Source organism: Enterobacter sp. JBIWA008 (assembly GCF_019968765.1).
Classification (GTDB): domain Bacteria; phylum Pseudomonadota; class Gammaproteobacteria; order Enterobacterales; family Enterobacteriaceae; genus Enterobacter.
The window spans coordinates 997,251-1,012,686 of sequence record NZ_CP074149.1 but is presented as its reverse complement, the minus strand read 5'-3'; the positions used below and the strand labels follow the sequence as shown (position 1 = coordinate 1,012,686).

Below are 15,436 nucleotides of genomic sequence, written 5' to 3'. Positions count from 1 at the left end.
AATAGCGCTTTCTTTAACTTTTTAACTGGATAGTGCAGGATTTTTGCTACGGCAACACCTGTAAAAAACAGACAGTACGCCGCCAAAGCGCCTTTGCAGGGGGCTTAACGTTTATTGAGGTAATCCTGATACCTGATAAATGAAAACGCCCCCAGAATAAAAGCTGTGGCTTTGCAATGTTCGGATGTAGAACAAACCTCTTTTAGAACCTGACACACGTTTTGAACCGGTATTGTCTTCTCAGACACAACTTACCTAAGTGTTCTTTCCGGAAGCCAATGCAAAACGAACATTTTTTAAACAAAAGAAATTTATAATTGTTCCTTTTACTTATCTCAAAAAAATCAATCCGCACTCCGCGGTCGGACACCGCATCACGAAGCAAGAGTAACAGTTTGATTTTTATGAACTTAATCAATAAAAGACATAAAAACCCTTGCTACTCAACAAAATATATCAACTCGTGTGATATCTAAATTATAATTCTTATACTTCTGTTAAAAAGGTGGAGGTCAAAATGCGATTAACCCTACTGCTGTTATGCTGTCTGGTACAAAGTGTAACCTGGGCTGGCGACCTGCCAAAACCAGTTGGTAAACCCATTTTAACGATTTACGGTAATATAGAAAATACCAATGAAAATGGAAAAGCAGTGTTTGATCTCGCCAGCCTTGAAAAACTGGGCATGGTGAGTTTCGAGACGACCTCACCCTGGTATAACGGTCGTACGAAGTTTGAGGGTGTCCCAATGAGCAAACTCATGGATTATGTGGGGGCAAAAGGTGCGAACGTGAATGTTATTGCGCTCAATGATTACTCTACCGTGATCCCTCTCAGCGACTTTAAAAAATACAACGCCATACTTGCCTTAAAGGTAAATGGCGAATATATGCGCATCCGCGATAAAGGCCCATCGTTCATTGTATACCCCTATGACAGTCTTCCTGAGTTGAATAATCAGATTTATTACTCGCGATCAGCATGGCAGGTTAGCAAAATGAAGATTGAGTAAGTCGTTCAGGAGAACATAATGAACAGGATACTGGTTGGTATCATTTTTTCTCTTTTTATCACGACAGGATATATTGCATTCCTTGTTTACGATCGTCAGCAGGAATTGCAAAAACTGACTCAATACACTGAGTCCTGGTCCGTGGCACAACTGGTATCAGAGTATTACCGTTTTGAATCATGGATTGGTCTATACGCAACCGATACCGATGACGTTACGATAGACCAGGTCCGCATGCGTCTTGAAATTATGCTCAGCCAGGGCGATTTAATGAAGGGGGGAGATTTAGGTCGCTATATTGACAGCGATAAAACGCATCAAGAGCTCGCTTCACGCTTAGAGAAAATACTAACCTATCTGGACAGCCATCTTGAAAAAATGAGCCACCCAGAGTTACAGGCATACCTGAAAAATATGCATGAGCTTGATGCGCCGCTGAGCCAGCTTTCAGCAACAGCATTAACAAAAGACATTAATACAGTTAATGAATCTAATAAAAAAATCCAGATTCTTTATTATATTTATTCGGCACTTTCGCTACTCCTGGTGATATTAAGTTTCATCCTTGGTTTCTTAATGATCTACCAGAATAAAAACATTCTAAAAGCACACATGCAGGTTAAAAGCCTTGCTGATGAACTTCAGATATCAAAAGAAACGCTGCAAATTCAGAATGCCAAGCTGGAATATGATGTTTATCATGATTCCCTTACTGGTATGAAAAACCGCCTGTTCTTCTGGGACGATCTCAACAAAATTAATCTTCTGGCAGATAAAAACCACATCCCCGTCACGGTGATGTTATTTGATTTAGACCGGTTCAAAGAGGTCAACGATACCTATGGCCACGATGCCGGAGATTTGCTGTTAAATCAGGTATCCAGACGCCTCACCTCAATGAGTAGCGCCACTGATACATTTTACCGTTTAGGCGGAGACGAATTCGCCCTTCTTTCCAGCGGATTAACCGAAAACGCGGCCGTTTCCCGCGCTAAAGAAATCAGCGATCAAATCAGTCAGCCCTATACGATTAATAACCAGCTGATAAAAATTGCCACCTGTGTGGGTATCGTTTTATCTGATAATGAACGACGCTCTGATTATCTTTATAAATTTGCCGATCTGGCGCTCTACGAAGCCAAAAAAGAGGGCTCACAGCAGATAAAAGTTTTCCGTCAATGGATGCTGCAAAAGTTACAGGAAAGCAGAACCCTTGAACATGATATGGCACTGGCGATCGATAACCGCGAATTCGTTGTTTATTACCAGCCAATTGTCGATTCATTCAGCAGTGAAATTTACGGCTATGAAGCGCTGATTCGCTGGATACACCCGGTGAAGGGGATACTGTCACCTGATTACTTTATTTCAGTCGCTGAAAAAACGGGGATGATCAATCAGATCGGCAAAACCGTGCTTGAGCTTGCCTGCCGGGAAGCGGTTTCCTGGGCGGTTCCGGCGAGGATCTCGGTAAACGTCTCACCTATTCAGTTGGGTAATAAATCATTTACCACGATGGTGCAGACTATCCTGAAAGAGACGGGGCTACCGGCCAGTCGACTCGAGCTGGAGGTGACAGAGTCTTCGCTCTTCAGTGACAGCAATATGCCGATCACTATTCTTAAAAAGCTTCGTTCGCTGGGTGTAAAAATTTCCATCGATGATTTCGGGACGGGGTATTCTTCGCTCTCCAGGCTGAGTGAACTTAACTTTGATAAAATTAAAATAGACAAATCCTTTGTGAATCCGATATCCACGCAAGACGATGCGCTTAATATCGTTAAATTGATTACCGGTATGGCGAAGAGCCTCAATATGAGCGTCATTGCAGAAGGCGTTGAAACCGAAGCGCAGCTTGAACGTCTTCAGGCGCTTGGCTGCGATCTCGTGCAGGGATATCTGTTCGGAAAACCACAGGCTGAGATTGACAGGAAGATTAGATACGGTTGAAATGACTATGCAGCTTTTTCTGGCCCTTAATCCTTTAGGTAATTGATAATCAAAGGTTATAAAATGAAAAAAACAGCCCCGGCCTATACGCCTGTTGATTTATCTCGTTGGGCCAGGAAAGAGCATTTTGAGGTATTCCAGTCATTTGCTGAGTGTACAATTAACCAAACGGTTCTGATCGACATCACCGCACTGCGAAAACATATCAAAGTGGTCGGCTGGAAGTTTTACCCGACGATTATTTCCCTCCTGTCTAAAATCATGAATCGGCATCAGGAATTCCGTATGGCCATGAAGGACAATGAGCTTGTCATCTGGAATGAAATTCATCCAAGCTATACCATTTTCCATCCTGAAACGGAGACCTTTTCGTCACTGTGGAGCCACTTCGACGGTAATATTCATCACTTCCAGAACACGTATGCAGAAGATGTTGCCCGCTATGGCAATAACCTGTCTTACTGGCCGAAGGAAGCATCGCGGGAAAATGTCTTTTTCGTATCATCGATTCCCTGGGTAACGTTTACCAACTTTACGATGAATATTGCTCATATGAAGAACTTCTTTTCGCCTATGTTCACCTTTGGAAAATACTACGATCAGGATGGAAAAGTGCTGCTGCCGCTCGCGGTGCAGGTCCATCATTCTGTGTGCGATGGTTTCCATGTGGCAAGGATGTTTAATGAGTTGCAGGAGATGTGTGATGGTTTATCGGAGCAGTCGGAAGAAAGTTATCGCTGAGTCGCAATTAGTCTCTTTGAAAAGGAATAAATGTTGTTTATTGGGTGATAATAGGAGTGGAACGATAGCATAACCGCATGAAAAAAATAGATAATTTTTAGGAACACACCCCAAATGCCCCCACACATGCCCCCAGATGATGATTCGTATTCAGTCGTGTACAGTTTTTAAGGCAAACAACAGGTAGTATGGGTGTGGTCAGTTTCTCAACATCAGGTGTGTAAGCACCACTAACTGTATTGGTTAAGCAATAAACAGCCAGTAATTACTCTCAACTGATTCTGAAAATCCAAAGGCTAATAAATTAGGCTTTGGTCTCAAGCAGTTTTTTTAGCTTGAGTCTAAGCGTTCAAGCCGATTTCAGCTCCAGCGAAATCGCCTTCATTGTCAATATAAATTATATCGACAACGATGACGTAAGTATTTTGAAACTGACCACTATTCTTTTCTATCAAATTAATAGCTTTCTTTCAATTCTTTTTTCTCGATCATTTTCACAATATCTAACTCATCCCACTTGACAAACCAATATGTTTGGAGAAGTGACTGCAAATCATTCTCAATTTCCTGGTGACTTCTGTTAAGTGTTGGCTCAAAGTTTTTAAGATACTTTCTATATAAAAATCGTCTTGTCTCTATTGAGACAAATGGACATGACAAAACATCTAAAAATAAATGCGCTTTTTCCGATGATTGTAGTAAATCAATATTATGGCTTAATAGCTCTTTTATTTTATTCTCTATTATGCATTTCAATTCCTGGAATGATCTCCTATTTCTAAAATAGAATAACAAGGAGATTATAGTAAAGTAATCTAATTTCTTTTTATGTACAATCCCATGAAAAAAATCGGCACTCACGAGGTAATTATCCCCAAAAAAAGTAGCAGCTAAAATCAAATTAACTTTTTCAATTGAAATGAAATCATCAATAAATAAACCATTATCATTCTCACCAAAATTAATGGTTTCAGCAGTATTCACTATAGAAGTCATAAAAATACTACTATAGTCACTAGAGATATCATTCAAATAGTTATTAACAACAAACATCGTCTTTGATAATTTATAAGATGATGAAACAGTTGGGTTAACACTGAAGAAGAATAACATTATATCGGTTACTGTGAAAATCAAGTCCTTAATTCTTTTTGTTACTTCTAAATCCCCTTCATTTTTTTGGGTTTGTAACATATCAATCATTGATATTAGTCTTTTAGAAAGAGAAGATATTATATATGAAGAAACATCAGCATAAGATACTTTATTTTCAATGCATATAGACTTGACATGATTAATTACATATATTTTTAAGTCATGCTTACTTCTTATTTTATTTAATGTGAAGCCACCATCATTTTTTTCATACAACTTAATCTCTAGGTTACGAATTAATTCATTAACTTTGATAATCAAACCTGTCTTGCTAGTACAAAATGGTCTAGAATACTTCTTAAGTTTATTTACATTCAACTGAAGATTGTATTCATTTAACTTAACATTAATGATTTTTGTAATAATTTCGGCGCTTGATTCACTATTGCAAAAAACAATAAAATCATCTACATATCTCAATATAGCATAATCTTTATTATTAACCCATCCATGTTCACTCAGAAGGCATGACTCAATATTACAATCAATTCTCTGAAATATTAATTCTGCAAAAACCCTACTAAATTCTGAACCAATAGGTATCCCATTTGTTTCATTATTATTGCTACGCTGCATTAGCTTATCTAATTCTTGACCAAACTGATTGCTGTGTGCAACATGCTTTTTGATAAATGATTTATTTTTTAACGCCCAAGAAATAGAATGTGTATATATGCTGTCAAAACAATGCGATACATCCAACATCCACATAAATGAGAATCTCTTCTCAAGACCAATAAACATTTTACTTTGAAATAGTTTATATATCCTGTTGAACCCACCATAAGTAAAATAAGAGGATGAATATTTCCTCATTAACTCATCTTTTGTGGTTTCGATATCCTCTCCTTTGTATTTTTCTGATGCAGAATTCTCATACAAAAAGAAAGAGTTAGCTACTTTACGGGGATAACGAATTGAAAAATTACTTTTCAATGTATTTAGTGTGATAACGGATGAGTAAGTTTTGTAAAATTCCGAATAATTAATTTGAGATCTAGGGTGAACTAAAGAAAGATGTCTTTGGCTAAAGGCATCTTTCACTATGCAATAGCCAAACGGAGAGCTTTGTTTTTTCTTTGCTTGGGCTTGCTTTTCGACACCAATAGAAGAGTCTAAACCAGGGTTAATTATTTTTTTTAAGAAAGAAGAAACAGGAGTGTAACTTGATGAGTCATTACTGACTCTATCATGCTCGGTTAAGTTTATATATAGCCCATCATTTGAAAAAATAATTGGACAATCACCCGGCTGTGTATCACATAGTAAAGCCCTGAGATAATCTTTCTTATCGAGTTTAATGTTTTTCTTTATAGCCATATTTTTGTAATCTCAGTATAGCGCTTAAAGTTATACTTTCTGTATACTCTATTTAAAAAGCCTTTTCTAAAACTATTTCTTAGCAATTCTTTTTTTTGCTTCAAATTAAAAGGTTTTTTTATAATGCTGTTCAAACGCCCAGTATTAGTTTTTACACAATACAGCAAAAAGTCATCTAATTGTTTTAGGGATATAGAGTCAGCATCTAATCTCGAATTACTGTAATAGATGCCAGTGCTTATCTTACTTTTCTCCAAAGAGCTTGAAGATTTTATTTTTCTATTTAAATCCCTATTGCTTGTCAAAAAAGAAATTCTATCTAAAAGTAATTTAAAATCACCATTGATATGATAAGAGTAAAAAGATCTAGCTATTCTATTTTTAATCTTCTTCAGGCGAGACTTAGATAAATTCACAATTACCTTTCTATAACAGCTATTAATCTCACCATCTTTATTCAGAGGGGTGTCTATTATGGAAAATGAGTACCCAAGAAAATCAAATTCATGAAGCAATTTATTCTGCCTATTAATACCTTTACTTCTCTTTGGTATACACGGAGAAACTTTCAACTTATTTTTATTTAATGACAATCCCTTAGGTAATAAATCTTGTATGAAATTCATAAAGGACGCTTCACATTCATAACCACTTGAAACGATCACCATATCATCTACAAATCTTGAGTAATAAAATACATCTGGGTGCCTATGAACACTATTATCAAATTGTGCCAAGTACAATTCTGATAACATAGGGCTAATTTCCAACCCTCTAGGCAATCCTTTTGAAGAGTGGATTCTCTCACACGACTTAAGATACCATTCTAACAAATTTTTTGTATGTCTAGACAGACGTGTTTCATTATGTAAGCATTGAAAAAGTTGTGGCAGATCAATTGACTCAAAGAAGGATTTTATATCCAAACGATATATTTTGAATGGAGTGCCTTCTTTCAAATAAATTTTCAACTCATTAATTATTGTATTTCTTTGCTTGGGAAGAAGTGATTCAATACATTTTAGATTTGCGTTACAATGTCTAAGTATTATTTTTTCTTTCAAACATGAAGCAGTGTAAACGCAACGTCCTTTAATGTTTAGTTTCTTTACACTAACACCAGAACGAAAATTCTCATTAGCAATTAAAACGGCATCACTAATTAGCAATTCTAACTCAGCGGAATTATTTTTTTTGAAATAATAAGCCTTCTCACTTTCACTTAAGTTTCGTTTAAGTGCTGATGAAGTAAACGGCTGCCGGTTCATGATATCCCTCGCTAAACTATCCTCTAAGCTTTTATAACTCTTTCCATACCCGCCCGCAATCTTATCTCCACCACAGCGGCCGCTTAATATAGTGATATTCATGAATTCGATTACAGCTCAAGACGTGCGGAAATGTGAATCGCCACGGGTTTAACAGACATCTAAGAGTCATTTAAGATGGCTTAAAGAGAGGTGCCCATGAGCGGTAAGCGTTATCCCGAAGAGTTTAAAATTGAAGCAGTCAAACAGGTTGTTGATCGCGGTTATTCTGTTGCCAGCGTTGCAACACGTCTCGATATCACTACCCACAGCCTTTACGCCTGGATAAAGAAGTACGGTCCGGACTCATCCACTAATAAAGAACAGTCAGATGCTCAGGCCGAGATCCGCCGTCTCCAGAAAGAGCTGAAGCGGGTTACCGACGAACGGGACATATTAAAAAAAGCCGCGGCGTACTTCGCAAAGCTGTCCGACTGAGGTACGCCTTTATCCGTGACAACACCTGTTGCTGGCCTGTTCGCCTGCTCTGTCGGGTGCTGGATGTTCATCCCAGTGGTTTTTACGCCTGGCTTCAGCAGCCGCATTCACAACGCCATCAGGCAGACCTGAGACTGACAGGACAGATTAAACAGTTCTGGCTGGAATCGGGATGCGTCTATGGTTATCGCAAAATCCATCTGGATCTGCGGGACAGCGGGCAACAGTGCGGAGTGAACAGAGTCTGGCGACTGATGAAACGTGTCGGGATAAAGGCTCAGGTCGGATACCGGAGTCCGCGGCACGTAAAGGCGAGGCCAGTATCGTATCGCCCAACAGGCTCCAGCGACAGTTCAATCCGGATGCTCCGGATGAGCGTTGGGTAACGGACATAACCTACATCAGGACCCACGAGGGCTGGCTGTATCTTGCCGTGGTTGTTGATCTGTTCTCACGCAAAATTATCGGCTGGTCAATGCAATCCCGGATGACAAAGGACATTGTCCTGAACGCACTGCTGATGGCTGTATGGCGGCGTAATCCCCAAAAACAGGTGCTGGTTCACTCGGACCAGGGCAGTCAGTAAACAAGCCATGAGTGTCAGTCGTTCCTGAAATTACACGGCCTGGAGGGGAGCATGAGCCGTCGCGGTAACTGTCACGATAATGCGGTTGCAGAAAGCTTTTTCCAGTTGCTGAAACGCGAACGGATAAAGAAAAAGATATACGGAACGCGGGAAGAAGCCCGCAGCGATATTTTTGGTTACATCGAAATGTTTTATAACAGTAAGCGTCGGCATGGTTCGAGCAATCAGATGTCACCGACAGAATATGAAAACCAGTATTATCAACGGCTCGGAAGTGTCTAGATTATCCGTGGCGATTCAAGGCATGTCGCAAGAAAAGAAAGCTTCCTCCAGTATACAAACCAAAGCCTGCAGCGGTAGCCACAAAAGCAACTCACCTTTCATTCATTAAGGCGCTTCTCAGGGCCGCTGAACGTGAATGGAAGATGCTGGATAAGGCTCCGATCGTCAAAGTGCCTCAGCCTAAGAACAAGCGTATCAGATGGCTTGAACCTCACGAGGCGAGAAGGTTGATTGATGAATGTCCGGAGCCGCTTAAGTCAGTCGTAGAGTTTGCGCTTTCTACTGGCTTAAGACGCTCGAACATCATCAATCTGGAATGGCAGCAGATAGACATGCAGAGAAAGGTTGCATGGATTCACCCTGAGCAGAGCAAGTCGAATCAGGCCATTGGCGTGGCACTGAATGATACTGCTTGCCGGGTGTTGAAAAAGCAAATCGGCAATCACCACAAGTGGGTGTTTGTTTACAAGGAAAGCAGCACAAAACCAGATGGAACTAAATCACCTGTAGTGAGAAAGATGCGCTACGACGCTAACACCGCATGGAGGGCTGCATTAAAACGAGCAGGAATTGAAGACTTCCGTTTTCATGACCTGAGACACACATGGGCAAGTTGGCTTGTTCAGGCTGGAGTTCCGATTTCTGTTTTGCAGGAAATGGGCGGCTGGGAATCAATCGAAATGGTTCGTCGATATGCTCACCTTGCACCTAACCACCTGACTGAGCATGCACGGCAAATAGACTCTATTTTTGGGTCTTCTGTCCCAAATTTGTCCCATAGTGAAAATAAGGAAGGTACGAATGATGCGTAACTACTTGATATGACTGGTGCCGATAATAGGAGTCGAACCTACGACCTTCGCATTACGAATTAGCAGAATCACATTTAACTAACTGTTTTACATACACATTGCCGCATTCACATCAGGCAACTCAATGGCACATGATGTAAGAAAGAGAAAGGCGATTTACCATGTATGACACAAATCTGGCACATCGCCAAAATGAGACTAAGCCGCTGGTGGCGTAGGCCATTTGATATCAGGAGCGGTAGAAGTATCAACCGTTTCCAGTTCATCCAGATAATCAAGCCACGCGTTGTACTGCGTTTTTTCGGTATCTTTCAGTCGCCCCATTGCTGCCTTCCCTGGCCACTGCTTACTGTTCATATAGTCGTTAGCCTGATCAATCCTCTTTTGTTTTTCAGTATTGGCAGAGGCAACTAGTTCTTCATGCGTTGGCGGTGGAATATCAGCCCACGACGGCACTCCGTCTTTTGCCACCCTAACCTTACCCTCAGGCGGCGTTGCTGAGTATTCAAGATAAACAGAATCATCAACCTCTACGCCATCCTCAGGCCAGGAGTTTGCCGCGCGATAGGCATCCTCCAGAGACACAGGGTAAAACGCGTTTTTCTTTGCACTATAAAAGTAATTTCCCATTTCAATATCCTATTGCGATCCATTGTACATATGCTGAGATAACAGGTTGCAACCCTGAAGGAGCGCTCCGGTTCAGTTGACCAAGGTTATATGCCGAAAAACCAGTTGTGGTTACATATCCTAACTGAACCATGGTCATGGTTGCGGCATTATTGAGGTCGTGCTCGGTGATGAATAAGCATTCATTCGGGAACGAAATATTAAAGCTGACGGAGTTATCTGGAGATGCGGGGGTTAACGGCCCTCCTCTTCCCCATTGAATAATTAGACCATTCGGTAGTTTGCACCATCCGTTCGCTGATGTGGATATCCCAAATGATGACATATCTGGTATCTGATTCGCCCCAGTTCCTACATCGCGCACGCCCGCAGACTTCACACCGATATTCGCTCTGAATGTTGCTGCATCAGGTATATCAGCACCGTTCTGGCTTTTTGCTAATTTCCCTGATATAGCATTATTAACAGATAAATAAAACGAAGGGTCATTATTAATTGCTGCTGCCAGTTCTCTTAATGTATTAAGTCCGGATGGAGCATTATCAATTAGCTCATTCACCACATCACGAACAAATTTTGTGTTTGCAGCTTGCTCACCGTAATTACCTGTATGAGTATCTGGTACTGTTGGCACGCCGGTAAAGTTGGGGCTTTCTGCAAGTGCAGCGATAAATTGATTAATAAATCCGTTAATATTCCCGTTATCCAGGACATCCTGATTCGTTTTGTTTACCACATACTGAGCAATCGCGGCAGCGATAAAACTGGCCTGACGAATTGCTTTGTTTACCTGTGCACTGGATGCTTTGCCCGCCGTGAATCCTGAGAGCAGAGCGGGAAGTGATTCCCAGTCAGCCTGTGAGGTGACGTTAGCGTTAGGATCAAGCGCGAACGCTTTAAAATTATTTGTTGCCATTAGAGTATTGTCCCCCATGCTCCAACATCGAAACCGCCGATGTATTCGTTATCCATATCAAACCCAAAGAATTTAGAACCCTCGGATGGTGCTTCTACCGAGGGCGTTTCAACATCACCGGCCCATACGCCAGCAGCTTTAACGGTGAGATAGCCCTGCTTGATAGCGGCGATCAGTTCGAGAGACACATCAGAAATATCAGTCTCGGGAAAAACCCAGACCGAGATCGTCATGTCCTGGTTGTCGACGATTTGCATCTTCAGGCCAGAGCCTGCGGTCGCAGCGTCAAGGATGGGAGGTAACGAGTCATTCCGACCGTCCCAGTTATTGATAGCGATTTTCGCCTTAAGAACGATGCGGTAGGTTTCGTCGCTCAGCGTGGTATAGCCTGCATCTGGATCATACGGGCCTTGCCATACACCCTGGTCATACCCGAGCCCGTCGGTGTCCCAGCTGAAATAAACGCCGCTTATAGGCTGGCTGACGATTCGACTGCGACCAATCCAGAGGCCGAGCGTATCGAGCTGGACACCGACAGCGGTATCAATATCGAATGCGCTTACCAGCCCCCGGGTGGCACCAGTGATATCAATCAGTGGCCGCGTGCTCAGGTCGACGTGATCAAAGAATCTGGGCTTAGTGGCGTGATAGTTGGTGATTAGGTCCGTGTACTTGCTCATGACGTCACCGTTAGAACAATGTTTTCAGGCTTACACGACGCAGATTCGTTGTAGGCGATGATGATGTTTGCCGCCGCCACGCTACCGGCTGATTTGCCAATCAGCAGCTCCTGTATGTCGTAGTAGCGCGCGTTGCCACCACTCACCACACCGAGGTTCGCCGGAGAATAAATCCTGCTCAGCAGCACATCGTCGCCGATCGTCAGCCCGTTGATGTAATCCGCGACGGCCTGCTGAATCTGTACGCCAATTTGCGACGTGTAGCCGGTGAATGCCTTCAGGGTGATATGTCCATAAATTGGCACATCAGTAGACCTAGAAAAGCTGATCACGTGTGGGTTACCGTAGGTGTCCGGCACCGTGACAGATGTTGTCCCGTAGGTGGCTGTTCCCTGCCCTTTGTTTCCCCGGATTGTCTGGGCTATCTCGGTAACATCACCTCCATCAACGATGGCGGAAATGGAATGAGGCGGTAGCCCGTTGCTGTCGGTGGAACCAGTATCATTCTCGTAGAGTTTATGACGTGTCACGCCTGCAACGTTGGCGATCGCACCGTCGACACCTTCAAACGGTGTGAGGGATGGTAGCGCTACGCTTTGCCCCTGCCTGATGCGCAGCTCTGCGTCGGTTTCAGCCGGTGCGCCTACGGTGGCCGCCGCAGGGTTGGTTACCGATGCCCATCCACGGGTCGGCGTGTTGATAGTGGTAATCGACCCGGCCAGCGCCGCGACAGAACCGCTATTCGCACATGTGGCCGTCACCAGCACAGTGCCGTCAACGCCGATCGATACGCTTGCGGGAAAATTCCAGATAATGCCGTTTTTATCCCGTGCAGAGCCATTCGTGATAGTCGTGCCCGCCGTACCGGTTAACAGAAGGTCAGCAGTAGAGTTTGTCGCTACCTTTCGCGTGATCCCGTTAATTTTCACATTGCTGCTAAGCGCTGCGGCCTGCGCTGTCGTCGGTGAAAAAGAGTTGTAGATCTCGATAGCGGTATTGTTAGCGTCATGCACGGCAAGAGCCACGAGCGCGACCATCTGCCCGTCTTTGCTGTCTGGTTCGAGGTAGGCATCACTACCGTAAATCTGCCTGAAATAGCTGGTCAGTGTATCGAGGATTGTCTGGTAATCAGGCGCACTAATCCCCTGGGCGGTTACCGTTGCCGATAGCCCCAGCGTGTCGAGGTTCAAAGCCATTTATGCCTCGCTTGTTACAGTTGTCTGACCGTAGATTGTGTCAATGGAGGAAGTGAAAGTGACGCGACGGCTGGTGCCATCATAATTGGTATCGAAGGAAAGAATCGACAGAACGCCAGGCGTGCCCTGTATGCGTTCGCGTATAGCCAGGATGTAGACGTCAGATCGTTGTTTCCCAAGCACCGACTGAACATACGGCGTGCCTTCCGTCAGGTCGAGAAACCACTGACCGCGCCACAGCTCGAAACGGGTTTTTACTGCCTGAGCGACACATTCCGGACTGTCGATAAGGAAAGTATCGTCACCCTGGCCGAAAGTGTAATCACCTTCAGCATCTTCGCGACGGTATCGCATTATTGCGGTCCTCCGGTAGTTCCCCCGCCAGTCTGTACTCCGCCATGTTTATGCGTGGCGACACTGATACCAGAAGCTGTTACGTCATTCGTTACCGTCACCGGACCAAGCATCGTCGCAGTACCGCCGCTTTCGCCCATTCCCTGAGACAAGTTGCCATTAATCGTTACGTTGCCGTTCAGCGTGATAGTCGGGGATGTGATTGTCGTTCCACCTTCAGCCGTAGCTGTAAGCTGGCCCGGTGTTTTAATTGTGATGTTATGTCCTGCGGCGACTTCTACAAACGCCGCACCATCATCGGTTCTCAGCTGCGCGGCGCTGGTACTGATACCGCTGATTTTCTGTGCTTGTGACTGCGGGCCAACGATGGCGAATGCGTCAGATAAGTCATGCTGGCGCGGGTCGACGGTCTCCTGAACGCCGCCGCTCTGCCACCAGAAATCGATGCAACGGTCGGCAAAGATCAGCAGGCACTCGTCGCCTTCTTTAACCGGAAAGGTCAGCGTGCAACCTCCGCCACGCGGGAAGATAACCGGCACATCCACCAGTGGTTTTAATTCGGTGGAGCCATCGCCAACAATACCGCGAAGCGCCACCTCTACGGTGCAGGTAACAGTATCAGGATCGAACGACTGAATGATGCCGGGCATCGCTACGCGCATCTGGGTAGACACCGAATCGGCAATGGCCTGCGCGGTCTGCTGCTCGCCGCCGATCTGTGATTGAGTTGGAATTGGCATAAAAAACCCATAAAAAAACCCGCTCGGAGGCGGGTTAAGTGATTAGATAAATGATTAGGCAATTAGAGAACTTTCATTGCTACCTAGTAGATCGTCAATTATTGCATTGGCTTCTTCAACATCATTTAGCGTGCTTAATGCAGTTATTCTATTGATTTTTCTATCAAGTTTATAATCTGCGCTCACTCTTTGGGCGTGAAGCATTTTGAGTTTAACGCCAATTTTCATTACCTTCTGGACATCAAGATTTTTGATGGTTGCAGCTTCCCCACTACAGCAGGCTAAATAAAAACGCATGTGTGAGCCACCTGGCAATTTTTCGCCATCCTTGCTGTACTGAGGTGTCATGTTGTCCGTCATTCTTAATGCAGAATGATACAAGCCATAGTATGCCCGACTAATTGCATTGCGCGTCCATAACTCCCCGTTTCTTTCTAGCGAATCTTTCGCTATCTCTAAAAAACAGGTATGCAAAACTGGCATCAGAAGTCTCCTGCTTCAAAATATCCAACGCACTCAGAGTTTGCTAAACCAGCAGCCAAAATTTCATTGGTCAACTCATCATTCAGCATGGATATAAAAACTGGATCTTCTGTTTTTACTTCAATGACTAACGCATTAAGTTCAGAGTTAATATCTAGCATTTGTGAAGCAGCAAGACGTAACCTATGCTTGTCTGAAATAGCCATCATAAGTTTGCCGATAGACGTCATATCGTCCACCCTCCACTCATGTTTTTCATAATATTTGATGGTGTCTAAGCCTTCGTGAAGATCAACACTTGATGGCAAATTCATCGCAATAAGCATAGGCAAAGCCCTATTTAAGGTTCTGATATCAGCCCAATAGGTCGCATTCGCAACGATGTCATAAAGAATTTTTGGATTGCGCGAATTAACAGCTGCAGCCAAAAGTTCGTTTTGTTTGAGATGTAAACCTTTGTTACGAAGCGCAATCGTATAGTTGCATAATGAAACAGGATCGTTTGGTGCCAACGATAGAGCCCTTTCACAAAGCTCGCACCCATCCTCAATTTGACCCAAGGTAATCCTAGCCAGTCCTTCAATCGAGAGTCCTTGATATCTCTCAGGAATCCTCTTGGCTTCCCTGATGATTCTGCGAACATCCATTTCATTAATCAAAAGCTCACCTTTGATCAGTGAAGGTGTAAGTTCCTCAATCAGAGCGCCAGATTTTAGCTGGGCTTGTGTCATGTAATTGTTATTCCTGCTGCGTTGAAATTGCGAATAGCGAAAAGTAACCACGAAAGAGTAACTGCAGTGTAATGCTTAACACTAAAAAACGAAAACAAACAAA

13 protein-coding genes and 2 pseudogenes are annotated in these 15,436 nt (G+C 43.3%); 5 read left to right on the top strand and 10 right to left on the bottom strand.

What is annotated here, in order from left to right; translation table 11 throughout:
- Nucleotides 1-517: 517 nt before the first annotated feature.
- From KGP24_RS04940 to catA, 3 genes are all read left to right on the top strand, one after another.
- Nucleotides 518-1,012 carry a molybdopterin-dependent oxidoreductase gene (locus KGP24_RS04940; protein ID WP_223562548.1) on the top strand — a complete coding sequence of 165 codons (495 nt, stop codon included), beginning with the start codon at nt 518-520 and terminating at the stop codon, nt 1,010-1,012.
- 18 nt (nt 1,013-1,030) lie between these two features.
- Nucleotides 1,031-2,962: a GGDEF domain-containing phosphodiesterase gene (locus KGP24_RS04935; RefSeq protein WP_223562547.1), complete on the top strand. Its 1,932-nt coding sequence runs from the start codon at nt 1,031-1,033 to the stop codon at nt 2,960-2,962.
- Nucleotides 2,963-3,025: 63 nt separating this feature from the next.
- A complete protein-coding gene (catA, locus tag KGP24_RS04930) occupies nt 3,026-3,703 on the top strand; it encodes a type A chloramphenicol O-acetyltransferase (protein ID WP_223562546.1) in 678 nt (225 codons plus the stop codon).
- 456 nt (nt 3,704-4,159) lie between these two features.
- Here catA and drt3b read toward each other — a convergent pair whose 3' ends face one another.
- On the bottom strand, nt 4,160-6,178 hold the full coding sequence (drt3b, locus tag KGP24_RS04925) for an antiviral reverse transcriptase Drt3b (protein ID WP_223562545.1): 2,019 nt from the start codon (nt 6,176-6,178) through the stop codon (nt 4,160-4,162).
- Complete coding sequence (gene drt3a, locus KGP24_RS04920) at nt 6,169-7,548, bottom strand: antiviral reverse transcriptase Drt3a (protein ID WP_223562544.1); 1,380 nt, start codon at nt 7,546-7,548, stop codon at nt 6,169-6,171. Before drt3a ends, drt3b begins: the two co-directional genes overlap by 10 nt.
- A 96-nt stretch (nt 7,549-7,644) precedes the next feature.
- Here drt3a and KGP24_RS04915 point away from each other — a divergent pair.
- A pseudogene (locus tag KGP24_RS04915) lies at nt 7,645-8,791 on the top strand (IS3 family transposase).
- An 8-nt stretch (nt 8,792-8,799) separates the two neighbouring features.
- Nucleotides 8,800-9,603, top strand: a pseudogene (locus tag KGP24_RS04910) (site-specific integrase); the annotation flags it as partial.
- A gap of 198 nt (nt 9,604-9,801) precedes the next feature.
- On the opposite strand, the gene KGP24_RS04905 reads toward KGP24_RS04910, so the two are convergent.
- From KGP24_RS04905 to KGP24_RS04870, 8 genes are read right to left on the bottom strand one after another with little or no spacing between them, the layout of a single operon-like run.
- Entirely contained in the window at nt 9,802-10,233 is a 432-nt protein-coding gene (locus KGP24_RS04905) for a tail fiber assembly protein (RefSeq protein WP_223562543.1), read from the bottom strand.
- 1 nt (nt 10,234) lies between these two features.
- The gene (locus KGP24_RS04900) at nt 10,235-11,149 is read right to left on the bottom strand and encodes a phage tail protein (RefSeq protein WP_223562542.1); all 915 of its coding nucleotides are present in this window, start codon (nt 11,147-11,149) and stop codon (nt 10,235-10,237) included.
- Entirely contained in the window at nt 11,149-11,829 is a 681-nt protein-coding gene (locus KGP24_RS04895; protein WP_223562541.1) for a DUF2612 domain-containing protein, read from the bottom strand. Before KGP24_RS04895 ends, KGP24_RS04900 begins: the two co-directional genes overlap by 1 nt.
- Nucleotides 11,826-13,025 carry a baseplate J/gp47 family protein gene (locus tag KGP24_RS04890; RefSeq protein ID WP_223562540.1) on the bottom strand — a complete coding sequence of 400 codons (1,200 nt, stop codon included), beginning with the start codon at nt 13,023-13,025 and terminating at the stop codon, nt 11,826-11,828. The genes KGP24_RS04895 and KGP24_RS04890 overlap by 4 nt, the downstream gene beginning before the upstream one ends.
- Nucleotides 13,026-13,379, bottom strand: coding sequence for a hypothetical protein (locus KGP24_RS04885; RefSeq protein ID WP_223562539.1), 354 nt, complete (start codon nt 13,377-13,379; stop codon nt 13,026-13,028).
- Nucleotides 13,379-14,119, bottom strand: coding sequence for a phage baseplate assembly protein V (locus KGP24_RS04880; RefSeq protein WP_048219596.1), 741 nt, complete (start codon nt 14,117-14,119; stop codon nt 13,379-13,381). The genes KGP24_RS04885 and KGP24_RS04880 overlap by 1 nt, the downstream gene beginning before the upstream one ends.
- A gap of 54 nt (nt 14,120-14,173) precedes the next feature.
- Nucleotides 14,174-14,602, bottom strand: coding sequence for a hypothetical protein (locus tag KGP24_RS04875; protein WP_223562538.1), 429 nt, complete (start codon nt 14,600-14,602; stop codon nt 14,174-14,176).
- Entirely contained in the window at nt 14,602-15,333 is a 732-nt protein-coding gene (locus KGP24_RS04870) for a hypothetical protein (RefSeq protein ID WP_223562537.1), read from the bottom strand. The genes KGP24_RS04875 and KGP24_RS04870 overlap by 1 nt, the downstream gene beginning before the upstream one ends.
- Between the last annotated feature and the right edge of the window lie 103 nt (nt 15,334-15,436).